Source organism: Dokdonella immobilis (genome assembly GCF_900115085.1).
In the GTDB taxonomy this organism is placed as follows: domain Bacteria; phylum Pseudomonadota; class Gammaproteobacteria; order Xanthomonadales; family Rhodanobacteraceae; genus Dokdonella; species Dokdonella immobilis.
In genome coordinates, this window is the sequence record NZ_FOVF01000009.1 from 15,941 (window position 1) to 27,227 (window position 11,287).

Below are 11,287 nucleotides of genomic sequence, written 5' to 3' on the forward strand. Positions count from 1 at the left end.
TCAAGCTCCGTCCTTCCTCGCATTCTCCGGCTTCGCCGCTTCGGATTTTACCGGCTCCGATGCCGGTTTGTCCGTTGCGGGAGCAGGCACTGGCGCCGGCACGTCGGTGGAGGCCGGGGCCGCCGTCGTTGCTGCCGGCACGTCGCCGGCAGCCGGTGCCGGAGCGGCCGGGGCAACCCCCGCCATGACGCCAAGGTCGTCCGAGGTTCCGCCAACAGCGGAGGGGCGACTGTGATACATGCCCATGCCGAGGCTGAGCAGGAAGAACAAACCGGCCAGGACCGCCGTGCTGCGCGACAGGAAGTTTGCCGAACCGCGCGCACCGAAAACGGTCGAGGAAGCGCCGCCGCCGAATCCGGAGCCTGCATCGGCACCCGCGCCACGCTGCATGAGGATCAGCGCGATCATCGAAACGGCAATCAGCACATAGAAGACTTGGGCAATGATCGTGAACATTTGAATCAGGAATCCCGGTTTGCCGCGGCCGAAGCCGCATCGCATATCGCAAGAAAATCAGCCGCCACCAGCGAAGCGCCACCAATCAGCCCACCGTCGATATCGGGCCTGGCGAACAATTCGGCAGCATTGGCGGCCTTGACGCTGCCTCCGTACAGGAGGCGCAGCGAGCTGGCTATTCTAGCATCCTGCCCCGCGAATTTGTCACGCATGAACGCATGGACCTCCTGCGCCTGCTCCGGCGTGGCAGTCTTGCCGGTACCGATCGCCCAGACCGGTTCATAGGCAACCACGGCATCGGCGAATGCGGCAATGCCGGCGAGATCGAGCACGGCATCGAGCTGGGAACCGACGATCTGCTCGGTTTCGCCGGCCTCGCGGTGCTCGAGCAGTTCGCCGATGCAGAGGATCGGGATCAACCCCGCGGCTTGCGCGGCGACGAACTTGCGCGCCACAACCGCGTCGGTCTCGGCGTGGTACTGGCGCCGCTCGGAATGCCCGACCAGTACATAGCGGCAACCGATGTCGTGCAGCATCGCCCCGGCCACCTCGCCCGTGTAGGCGCCCTGAGCATGCTCGCTGAGATCCTGGGCGCCGAAGCCCAGGGCACTGCCGCGCGCGGCGGAGATCAGCTCGGAAAGATACGGAAACGGCGGGATGACGGCCACGTCCGCGGATTTGGGCAGGTTCTCCACCACGCTTGCGACGAGGCTGGCGGATTGTGCACGTGAACCATGCATTTTCCAGTTGCCGGCAACGAAATTGCGACGCATCGGACGAACCTGCTCTTGCGGGGCGCGAAGGATAGCGAGCCGTCGACGTGCCGGCAAATGATGGCACGTCCTGTTGCAGCGATGCCTGCTCGTGATCGGGCACCCTGCCCGCTGTTCCTGGCCAGCGGTGCCGGCAGCCGCCATGGCTTGGCCCGTTCGACGGCCAGGCCGCGGAGGACTAGTCTTTGCGCACTTTCGAACCGGACAGGACAGGAATGACCCAGACCAGGGGCTACGCATTGATCACCGGCGCGTCGGCCGGCATCGGCGCCGCGTTCGCGCGCGAACTGGCCGCGCGCGGTCACCCGTTGGTACTGAGCGCACGGCGCGTCGAGCGCCTCGAATCGCTGGCGCAATCCTTGCGCGAGGCGCACCGAATCGACATTCAGATCATTCCGGCCGATCTCGCCGAACGCGATGCGCCGCGCCTGCTATGCGAAGAAGTCGCGCGACGCGGCCTCGGCGTCGATCTGCTCGTCAACAATGCCGGCTACGGCGTAACCGGATACTTCCTGAGCCAACCCTGGCAGGTCCAGGCCGACTTCATCCAGGTCCTGATGACGGCGCCGACCGAACTCTGCCATCGCCTGCTGCCAGCCATGCGCGAGCGTGGCCATGGACGGATCATCAACGTGGCCTCGCTCGCCGGGCACGTCCCCGGCTCGGCCGGCCAGACCCTGTACGCCGGCGCCAAGTCCTACCTGATCAAGCTCTCGCAAGCACTGCACCTCGAGTACGGTCCGGACGGCGTCAATACCTGCGCGCTCTGTCCCGGCTTCACCTACACCGAATTCCACGACGTCACCGGCTCGCGCGCGATGATGTCGAAGCTGCCGAAATGGCTGTGGATGGATGCACAGACGGTCGTTCGCCAGGGTCTGCGCGCGGTCGATCGCGGCGAGGCGGTCCACATCAACGGCCGCGTCAATCGCATGATCAAGTCCCTGCTCAAGCTGATGCCCGATCGCCTCGCCCTGGCCCTCATGGGACGCCAGTCCAGGCGCATCCGGAAGAAGAAGCCGGACTGAACTCACGATCAGGTGCCATCGCCATGCTTCAGCTGCCGGATCAGGGACACTCACTCGGTGCGCGAAAGCAGAAGAACCGGACCGAGCGGCGCCCCGTCCTGACCTCCTCGCTGACGTCGACGAACGCGCCGTCGCGCCAGGCCAGGAAGTAGCTGCCCGGACCGAGCGGAGGCTTCGCCTCGGGGGCCATGTTCAGGAACACCAGGGCTCCACGGCCGATCAGGATCGGCGCGACGGTGTCGCGCCCCGCCCGCACCGGCGAAAACGGTGGCTTTTGCGCACGCAGGACTTCCGATCGCTCGACGAGGTGATACCAGGGCGAAAACTCGGTTTGGATGAAGCATCGGCCAAGCTTCGACAGATCCGGCGCGAGGGCCTTGATCGTCGTGTCGACATAGAATCCGAACAGCTTGCTGTCGGTGTCGACCAGGTAGATCTGGCAGTCCTCGACGGCCAGGTCGAGCTTGCCGATGGCAGCCACGGCAGCGCTGGCGAAGCGCGCCTGTTCGAGGGTCGTCCCCCGGTAGCTGCGGGCCAGGTGCTGGGACACCGAGAACAGGGGAATCACGAGCAGGGCCGTGCCGAGGCCGGCCAGCCAGCGCTGGTGCAGGGCCGTCGCCGGACCGGACCCTGCGAACACGGCAGCCATGGCCAGGGCCATTCCCAGCGCCGACATGAAGTAGTGACGCGCCGCCAGCACATCCTCGAGGGTATCGGCGCCAAAATGCAGGTTCATCAGAACCAGCCCCGTTCGCGGCCACTGGACCAACGCCGCGACCGCGATCAGGGCCAGGCCGGCCACGATCAGGGCGACCCGGTCGCGGTCCCAGGCGCCTCTGGACCTATTCCATGCCAGCAGCAGCAGGCCCAACGCGCCGAGCACGAACAGGGTCGCGGTGACGCCACCGAGCCGAGGCCAAAGAAACAGGTAGCTCGGCAGCTTGAGGAACCACGCAGCCATGCCCTCGCTGAAAAGCACCCAGGCCGACTTGTAGGCGAACAGTTGCTCGGTGCCGGTGGGCGGGAGCACCCAATGTCGAACCAGAAGCCAGGCAACGAATACCGCGGCCAGCCACAGACAGGCCAGCTGCCGGCGATCCAGCCAGGCCGGCCGCTGTGCGCTCGGCCACCACCAGAACACGAAGGCCGCGGAAATCAGGGCCGCGGTGTTTTCCTTCGCGCACAGGCCGAGGGCAAACAGCAGCAGGGTGGCGAGCAAGGCTCCGGTGCGCCGGGTCTGGCGATACTCCCAGGCCCGCGCCAGGGCCAATAGGCCCAATACCGAGGCGAGCAGCTCGTAGCGATTCGACAGCCAGGCCGTGGTGCCGATCGCGATCGGGTGGATGGCGAACACGAATGCGATGGCAAAGGCCGTACCCCGATCACCGATCAGGCGGGCAACGAGACGCCACAGGGAGAGCACGACCAGCGACAGCAGGGCCGCGTTGAGCAGGTAATGCGGACAGGCATCGGCACCGAACAGGCGCTCGCTCAGCCACCAGAGCAGCACGCCGAGTGGCCGGTAGTGCAGGCCGCCTTCCACATGCTGGTGCCAGAACGGCAGCAGCGGATTGTCGAGGAAGCGCGGCAGCGCCAGCAGCGCATAGTCGTCGAAAATGAACGACCCCGCGAACGCTCCGCGCAGCGCGAGGAAGACTGCCCCGATCAGCGCGATCGCGCGAACGACGCCCGGGCCGAACCCGGGCATTCGGGTACCGGCCTTCATCAGATCAGCTTGATTTCACGCAGGCGTTCCAGCAGGTACTCGTGCGAGGTGATCGGCGTCGGGTACCGGCTCGGATTGTCGTCGTCGATGCATGACGGAAGCACGTCGAGCACGACGTCCGGATTCGGGTGCAGGAAGAACGGGACCGAATATCGGGGCTTGCGCGCATTCTCGTTTTGCGGATTGACGACCCGGTGCGTGGTCGAGGGATAGACGTGGTTGGTCAGGCGCTGCAGCATGTCGCCGATGTTGACGACGATGGCATCCCCCTCCGTGGTGATCGGCAGCCACTGGCCGTCGCGGGTCAGGACCTCGAGTCCTTCGGCACTGGCGCCAACAAGCAGGGTGATGAAATTGATGTCCTCGTGGGCGCCGGCGCGCACGTTCGGGATGTCCTCCGCGGTGATCGGCGGGTAGTGGATCGGACGCAGGATCGAATTGCCGAAGCAGGTCTTGTCCTCGAAGAAATCCTCGGCCAGGTCGATATGCAGGGCCAGCGCGCGCAGCACGCGGGTGCCGAGCGCATCAAGCGCCTCGTACAGTCCGTAGCCATGTTCGCGGAACCCTTCGATTTCGCTGGGCCATACATTGGCCGGCATCTGTGCCGCGTATTTCGAATCGCGCGGAATTTCCCGACCGATATGCCAGAACTCCTTGAGGTCCGGGTGCCTGGAATCCTTCGCGGTCTCGATGCCGAAAGGCGTATACCCGCGCGCACCGCCCGTACCCGGCTGGTGGTACTTGAGCTTGGTCTCCTCGGGCAGGGCGAAAAAGCGTTGGAAGACATCATAGGCCGCATCGATACGACTCTTCGGGATGCCGTGGCCGCTGATGCAGCAGAACCCGAACTCGCGGTAGGCCGCGCCGAGCTCGGCGACGAAGGCGGTGCGGTCGGAATCGTAGCGGCGGATGTCGAGCGTGGGTACGTGTTTCATCGCGGGCTCACGGTATTGAATCGGCAGAGTGGGCGATTATCCCACGACCCGCGCGATCGGGCGGCGGCGTCGAAGACGCCAGGCGGCAGGGAATGCGACGAGACCGCAACGGGTCAGGTAATGCGCGCCTGGGCTGCGCGCACGGCGTCGGCCAGTTCCTCGGCCAGGCGCGAAACGATCGCGGAATCCATCGCTTCGACCGTCACCCGGACCAGTGGCTCGGTGCCCGAAGGGCGCAGGACGACCCTGCCCTGGCCGGCCAGCTGGCCCTGTACGCTGGCCAGCACGCGCTGGACCTCGGCGTCGGCGACGAGTCGCGGACCGCCACTGGCGCGCACGTTGACCGTGGTCTGCGGCACCTTGCGCATGCCGCCTGCCGCATCGGCCAGGCTGCGTCCGCTGCGCGCCAGTGCCTCGAGCACCTGCAGCGCGCTGACGATGGCGTCACCGGTCGATACCCGGTCGAGGCAGAGGATATGGCCCGACGTCTCGCCGCCCAGCACGCCCGAGTGCTCGCGCAGGGCCTGCATCACGTAGCGGTCGCCGACCCGGGTGCGCAGGAACGGCACGCCGAGCGCGCCCATCGCCTGCTCGAGCCCGAAATTGCTCATCAGGGTACCGACCAGAGGACCGCGCAAACGGCCCTGCTCATGCCAGTCCATGGCCAGCACGTACAGCAGTTCGTCGCCGTCGACGACGCGTCCGCTGGCGTCGACCATCTGCAAGCGGTCACCGTCGCCGTCGAAGGCGATGCCAAGATCGGCCCCGGACTCGACGACTGTCCTGGCCAGGGCCGAAGGGCTGGTCGAGCCGCAATCGCGATTGATGTTGAGCCCGTCCGGTCGATTGCCGATCGCGGTCACGGTGGCGCCGAGTTCGCCAAACATTTTCGGTGCGATCTGGTAGGTGGCGCCGTGGGCGCAATCGACGACCAGATGGACTCCGTGCAGGTTGAACGAACGCGATACGGTCGACTTGCAGAACTCGAGGTAGCGCGCCGAGGCGTCCTCGATGCGCATGGCCTTGCCGATCGCTTCCGAGGCAACCGTCGAGAACGGCAGGCTGAGTTCGGCCTCGATCGCCAATTCGACATCGTCGTCGAGCTTTTCGCCGAACGCCGAAAAGAACTTGATGCCGTTGTCCTGATGTGGATTATGCGAGGCGCTGATGACGATGCCGGCATCGGCGCGCATTGATCGGGTCAGGTAGGCGACCCCGGGCGTCGGCATCGGACCGAGCAGGCGCACCTCCGCACCTGCGGCGAGCAGGCCGGCCTCGAGCGCGGATTCGAACATGTAACCGGAAATCCGCGTGTCCTTGCCGATCAGAACGATCGGCCTCTCGCCTTCGCGGGCCAGCACGGCGCCCATCGCCCGACCGAGCTTGAGCATGAACTCCGCTGTGATCGGCCACTGGCCGACCTGGCCACGGATGCCGTCGGTGCCGAAGTACTTCCTATCCACGGGAATCGGGAATTGAGAATGGGGAATGGCTGAAAGGCCGGGAATTGAGGATGTGGAATGAGGAATGGAAAAAGCGGTTCCCCGCTTCCGAACCATTTTGCCGACGAAACGGGCTTACGCTAGCGGACACCGCATCACAGCGGAGAGCAGCCTTACCGATTCTCCATTCCCTATTCCCGGCTCCCGGCACCTCAATCGCCCATCTGTTTCTGGCGATGCTCCCAACGCTCCTGGGCGTCCAGGCACAGGGTGGCGATCGGCCGCGCATCGAGACGCTCCAGGCCGATGTCCTCGTCGGTTTCCTCGCAGAAGCCGTAGCGGCCCTCTTCGATGCGCTTGAGCGCCTTGTCGATCTTGGAGATCAGCTTGCGGTAACGGTCGCGCGTCCTCAACTCGAGCGAGTTCTCGGTTTCGCGGGTTGCGCGCTCGGCCTCGTCGCCGACGTCGCGGACCTCGTCGCGCAGGTTCTCGATGGTCTGCTTGGACTCCTCGACCAGATCCTCACGCCAGCTCTGCAGCTTGCGCCGGAAATACTCGAGGTGCCGGGGATTCATGTACTCCTCTTTGGCCGACGGGCGATAGCCCGCGGGCAATTCGATCGAGGTATTGGTCGGCAGCGCGTAACGGCCGTCCTGCATGGTCACGCCCTTCTCTTTCGAAGGAACGGCGATCGCCTTGATCTTCGCATTCTTTTTGGATGTTGCCGGTGCAGCGGTCGTGGTTTCGGTCACAGAAGACTTGCTGTTCTTGGAGAGAGGGGTTGTGGACTTGCCGGAAGGAGCCGGCTTGCTGACGGTTTTCTTCGCCGAGGCCGATGCGGGCGGGACGCGTTTTGCCACCGCACTGCCGGCCGCCCTGGCTGGCTTTGCGGGTTTCGCGGATCTGGCCGGCTTTGCCGGTGGCGCGACCTTCTTCGCCTTGGCGGCCTTCACGGGCGTCTTGACCTTGGCCGAGGCGGTCGGCTTCTTTGCCGCGGGTGCTGGCTTTTTTGGAGCGGCCGCCTTTTTCGATGCGGACTTCGCGACGACGGGCTTGGCCTTTGCAGCGGGCTTGGCACTGGACTTGGCCGCCTTCACCGCAGGCTTGGCCTTCGGCTTGGCCGCGCTCCTGGCGCTCGCGATGGCCTTGCCGGATTTCGCGCTCGCCTTGGGTTTCTGTTTGGATTTCGCCATTTCCGTCCTTACCTTGTGACTCGGCGGCGGCGTGTTATAGCCTAAGTACCCCGCCCCGGCAACCGCTGCATCAGGCGCTGCGGTCGACGCCTCACTGCGCCAAACACTATCACCCCCGTGTCCCGGCTTATCCTCTTACTGTTGGCATTTTACAAGCGCATGATCAGTCCGTGGCTCGGGCCGCGCTGCCGTTTTCATCCGAGCTGTTCGGATTACGCGCGCGTGGCCGTGGCCCGGTTTGGAAGCCTGCGTGGCAGCTGGCTGGCGCTGAACCGGCTGCTCCGATGCCAACCGATGTGCGAAGGCGGCCTCGATCCGGTACCGGAGAACTTCAGCTGGCGACCGTTCCTGCGCGCCAGCAAGGCGCATGGACACGACCATGAGTGATGAACCACCCTTCCATGCGCGGCGTGCCGGACAGCAACCCCGCCAGGCGCCTCGATCGACTTCAACCCACTTCACGGAAGACGGCCTGATCCACGTGCGGCCAGTCCGGGAGGCCTGTTGAGGCTCCTTGACCTGCTTGTTCTGTCCGGACTGCTCGGCCTCGCCACGTCCAGCGTTGCGCGCGGCGATGCCGATCGCATCGTTTTTCCCGAACAGGCGTCGCAGGGTGCGATGGTGCTCGGCAAGGTACCGGCCGGTAGCGTCGTCCACTTTGCCGGGCGGATGCTGCGTGTCACCCCGTACGGCACGGTCGGATTCGGTGTCGCGCGTGACGCCACGGGTCCGCTGGGCATCGACGTGCAGAGTCCGGACGGCAGCCACCACCTCGCCAGGATTGAGGTAAGCAAGCGCGACTGGCCGGTCGAGCGGGTCAGTGGTGTGCCACCGAAAACCGTTGATCCACCGCCGCAGATTGCCGCGCGGATCCGGCGCGAACAGGCTGCCGTCGCCGCCGCGCGCGAACGTGACGATGCGCGCACGGATTTCACCGCGGCCTTCATCCGTCCGCTCGATGGCCGCATCAGCGGGCGCTTCGGCAACCAGCGCATCTACGATGGCAAGGCCGGATCCGCGCACTCGGGCATGGACATCGCGGCGCCGAGAGGAACGCCGGTCAAGGCGCCCGCCGGTGGCATCGTCACCTTCGCGGCCACCGATCTCTACCTGACCGGCGGCACCCTCGTCATCGACCATGGCCACGGCTTCAGCAGCAATTTCCTGCACCTGTCCCGGATCGACGTGGAACCCGGCGAGCGCGTCGAACAAGGCCAGGTGATCGCGGCGGTCGGTTCCAGCGGTCGTGCCAGCGGTCCGCACCTGCATTGGGGAATGAACTGGTTCGATGTCCGCATCGATCCGCAACTCGTGCTCGAGCGCGGGCACTGAACCCCTGATCGCGCCGACGGTCCGAACCGCCCACGCCAGAGCCGATCAGCCAGGATCTTGCGACAGTCCTGTCACCGGGATTCTTGTCGATCGGCACGTTCGAGTTCAGAGACCGAGCGCTGCAGCAACGGACTGAGGTAGCAATGGGAACCGCAGGCCATCAGGCCGGCCTCGGCGAATCGCTTCCGGTACCAGCCCGGGGGCCGCGGTATGAAGCCTGCCATGTCGCCATCGACGGGATCGCGCGAGCTGAACAACTCGATGAAGGCCAGGCCGCCGAGCAGTTCGGCGAAGCCCGACAGGCCCCGCACCAGTTCCGGGGCGCGCAGATAGTGCAACACGTCGGAGCAGACGATCAGGTCGAAACGTTGCTCGAAGCGCAGTTCGGCCAGGTCGGAAAAACGCGCCAGGCGCAGGTTGCGTGCGCGGCCGAAGCGCGCGATCGCGTAGCCACTCGAATCAAGGCCGAGATAGTCGATGCGCGGACGCAGCCTGCGCAGCGGCGCGCGCCAGACACCCTCGCCGCAGCCCACATCGAGCACGTTGCGGACACTGCGTCCGAGATAGTACTCGGCCAGGGCGACCACCATGGCGACCTTGCGCCGGGTTTCGCCCTGGGCGCGAACCCGCGAGCGCGGGTCGCGGTACCAGCGGTCGAAGTAGGCTCGGTCGTAGGCCTTTTCCTTCATCGGTTCTGTCATCCACGCGTATCCGAAAGCGACACCCGATGGTACAGAGCACGGGCACTCGCGCGAAGAACCGGTACCGCCGGCCCCGCCAGCCCGAGCGAACGCCGCATGGCCCGTCGCCAGGCCCTCCGCACGGGGTGTGCCGTGATCTCGGCCGGCCTGCGCAGCCGACTCGCGGCGCCCAGGTCGTGGAATGTGCACTTGCACATATCGCCGGAAGGGCTAAAGATGGGGGATTCGCCATCGAAATCCGAGGCCGGCTCTATGCTGTACCACCTGCACGAACTGAATCGCTCGCTGATGAATCCGCTTGTCGGCTGGTCGGGTGCTGCAGCGCAACTACTGACAGGCAAGGAAAACTGGCTGTCCCAGCTACCCGGCGTCCAGCGCCTGGCCGCCGGCTACGAGCTGACCTACCGGCTCGGCAAGGACTACGAGAAACCGGCCTTCGCCATCGAGTCGGTCATGGCCCATGGCCATGAAACGCCGATCTCGGAAAAGGTCTCGATCGCCAAGCCGTTCTGCAACCTGATCCGCTTCAAGCGCTTCAGCGACGATGTGGAAACCCTTGGCGAACTGAAGAAGGATCCGGTCGTGCTGGTCGTGGCGCCCTTGTCCGGCCATCATTCGACGCTGTTGCGCGACACCGTGCGTTCGCTGCTGCAGGACCACAAGGTCTATCTGACCGACTGGATCGATGCCCGCATGGTGCCGCTCTCGCAGGGCGATTTCGGGCTCGACGACTACGTGGCCTACATCCAGGAATTCATCCGCCACATCGGCGCCGAACACCTGCACGTGATCTCGGTATGCCAGCCCACCGTGCCGGTGATGGCGGCGATTTCCCTGCTCGCCTCGAACAGGGAAGGAACGCCGTTGACCATGACCATGATGGGCGGCCCGATCGATCCGCGGCGCAGCCCGACCAAGGTCAACGACCTGGCCACGACCCAGCCGATCGAGTGGTTCGAGAACCATGTCATCCACTCCGTACCGTCGAACTATCCGGGCGCCGGCCGCAAGGTCTATCCCGGCTTCCTGCAGCATGCCGGCTTCGTCGCCATGAATCCGAGCCGGCACATGAGCTCGCACTGGGACTTCTACGAAGACCTGCGCCGCGGCGATCTCGAGGATGCCGAAGCCCATCGCAAGTTCTACGACGAGTACAACGCCGTGCTCGACATGCCTGCGCCGTTCTACCTCGATACGATCAAGACCGTGTTCCAGCAGCACCTGCTGCCGCGAGGCCTCTGGGAAATCGGCGGCCAGCGGGTCAGGCCCGGCGACATCCGCGACTCGGCCCTGCTCACCATCGAAGGCGAACTCGACGACATATCCGGACGTGGCCAGACCGAGGCGGCGCACGAGTTGTGCTCGGGGATTCCTGCCGCGCGCAAGCGCAACCTGCTGGTCACGGGCGCCGGCCACTACGGCATCTTCAGCGGCCGTCGCTGGCGCGAGACGATCTACCCACAACTGCGCGATTTCATTGCCGAACACTCGGGGCCGAAATCCGCGCCTGCCGGCAAGACCACGGCGCCGCGCAGGCGCCGGACTGCGAAAGCCTGAGCCGGGCCGTCCATGGGCCGCCAGCCCGCGCCAGCGGGCGGCTTGGCACCCTTCGTCTGCGCTGACGAAACACCAGAAGATCCCAGGACCACCGCGTCGGCCTGATGCCGCTTCCGGCATCTATGCGCACGACCGCATTGCGGC

11 protein-coding genes are annotated in these 11,287 nt (G+C 65.6%); 4 read left to right on the forward strand and 7 right to left on the reverse strand.

From position 1 onward, the window contains the following. Both secG and tpiA read right to left on the reverse strand, forming a co-directional pair. Nucleotides 1-456, reverse strand: a complete 456-nt coding sequence (gene secG / locus BM125_RS08510; RefSeq protein ID WP_092406929.1) for a preprotein translocase subunit SecG — start codon at nt 454-456, stop codon at nt 1-3. A 5-nt stretch (nt 457-461) separates the two neighbouring features. After that, complete coding sequence (tpiA, locus tag BM125_RS08515) at nt 462-1,229, reverse strand: triose-phosphate isomerase (protein ID WP_092406931.1); 768 nt, start codon at nt 1,227-1,229, stop codon at nt 462-464. Nucleotides 1,230-1,444: 215 nt separating this feature from the next. Here tpiA and BM125_RS08520 point away from each other — a divergent pair, with 215 nt between their 5' ends. Further along, complete coding sequence (locus BM125_RS08520; RefSeq protein ID WP_092406933.1) at nt 1,445-2,257, forward strand: SDR family NAD(P)-dependent oxidoreductase; 813 nt, start codon at nt 1,445-1,447, stop codon at nt 2,255-2,257. Between the two features lie 40 nt (nt 2,258-2,297). On the opposite strand, the gene BM125_RS08525 is transcribed toward BM125_RS08520, so the two are convergent. The 4 genes from BM125_RS08525 to dksA all read right to left on the reverse strand — a co-directional run bounded on the left by BM125_RS08525 (nt 2,298) and on the right by dksA (nt 7,553). Further along, complete coding sequence (locus BM125_RS08525; protein WP_092406935.1) at nt 2,298-3,983, reverse strand: glycosyltransferase family 39 protein; 1,686 nt, start codon at nt 3,981-3,983, stop codon at nt 2,298-2,300. Continuing rightward, nucleotides 3,983-4,918, reverse strand: coding sequence for an isopenicillin N synthase family dioxygenase (locus BM125_RS08530; protein WP_092406937.1), 936 nt, complete (start codon nt 4,916-4,918; stop codon nt 3,983-3,985). Before BM125_RS08530 ends, BM125_RS08525 begins: the two co-directional genes overlap by 1 nt. A gap of 113 nt (nt 4,919-5,031) precedes the next feature. Continuing rightward, nucleotides 5,032-6,387, reverse strand: a complete 1,356-nt coding sequence (gene glmM, locus BM125_RS08535; RefSeq protein ID WP_245778855.1) for a phosphoglucosamine mutase — start codon at nt 6,385-6,387, stop codon at nt 5,032-5,034. Between the two features lie 185 nt (nt 6,388-6,572). Continuing rightward, a complete protein-coding gene (gene dksA, locus BM125_RS20960) occupies nt 6,573-7,553 on the reverse strand; it encodes an RNA polymerase-binding protein DksA (protein WP_092406941.1) in 981 nt (326 codons plus the stop codon). Nucleotides 7,554-7,670: 117 nt separating this feature from the next. On the opposite strand from dksA, the gene yidD reads away from it, so the two are divergent. After that, nucleotides 7,671-7,940: a membrane protein insertion efficiency factor YidD gene (yidD, locus tag BM125_RS08545; RefSeq protein WP_217647836.1), complete on the forward strand. Its 270-nt coding sequence runs from the start codon at nt 7,671-7,673 to the stop codon at nt 7,938-7,940. Between the two features lie 141 nt (nt 7,941-8,081). After that, on the forward strand, nt 8,082-8,885 hold the full coding sequence (locus BM125_RS08550; protein ID WP_245778857.1) for a M23 family metallopeptidase: 804 nt from the start codon (nt 8,082-8,084) through the stop codon (nt 8,883-8,885). A gap of 71 nt (nt 8,886-8,956) precedes the next feature. Here BM125_RS08550 and BM125_RS08555 read toward each other — a convergent pair whose 3' ends face one another. Continuing rightward, a complete protein-coding gene (locus BM125_RS08555; RefSeq protein WP_245778848.1) occupies nt 8,957-9,586 on the reverse strand; it encodes a class I SAM-dependent DNA methyltransferase in 630 nt (209 codons plus the stop codon). A 252-nt stretch (nt 9,587-9,838) separates the two neighbouring features. Between BM125_RS08555 and BM125_RS08560 the strand changes: the two genes are divergently transcribed. Next, nucleotides 9,839-11,143: a polyhydroxyalkanoate depolymerase gene (locus BM125_RS08560; RefSeq protein ID WP_092406947.1), complete on the forward strand. Its 1,305-nt coding sequence runs from the start codon at nt 9,839-9,841 to the stop codon at nt 11,141-11,143. The last annotated feature ends 144 nt before the right edge of the window (nt 11,144-11,287 follow it).

What these genes read in the sequence shown, in the direction of transcription:
- secG (WP_092406929.1), bottom strand. Translation starts at nt 456, where the DNA reads ATGTTCACGATCATTGCCCAAGTCTTCTATGTGCTGATTGCCGTTTCG.
- tpiA (WP_092406931.1), bottom strand. Translation starts at nt 1,229, where the DNA reads ATGCGTCGCAATTTCGTTGCCGGCAACTGGAAAATGCATGGTTCACGT.
- BM125_RS08520 (WP_092406933.1), top strand. Translation starts at nt 1,445, where the DNA reads ATGACCCAGACCAGGGGCTACGCATTGATCACCGGCGCGTCGGCCGGC.
- BM125_RS08525 (WP_092406935.1), bottom strand. Translation starts at nt 3,983, where the DNA reads ATGAAGGCCGGTACCCGAATGCCCGGGTTCGGCCCGGGCGTCGTTCGC.
- BM125_RS08530 (WP_092406937.1), bottom strand. Translation starts at nt 4,918, where the DNA reads ATGAAACACGTACCCACGCTCGACATCCGCCGCTACGATTCCGACCGC.
- dksA (WP_092406941.1), bottom strand. Translation starts at nt 7,553, where the DNA reads ATGGCGAAATCCAAACAGAAACCCAAGGCGAGCGCGAAATCCGGCAAG.
- BM125_RS08555 (WP_245778848.1), bottom strand. Translation starts at nt 9,586, where the DNA reads ATGACAGAACCGATGAAGGAAAAGGCCTACGACCGAGCCTACTTCGAC.
- BM125_RS08560 (WP_092406947.1), top strand. Translation starts at nt 9,839, where the DNA reads ATGCTGTACCACCTGCACGAACTGAATCGCTCGCTGATGAATCCGCTT.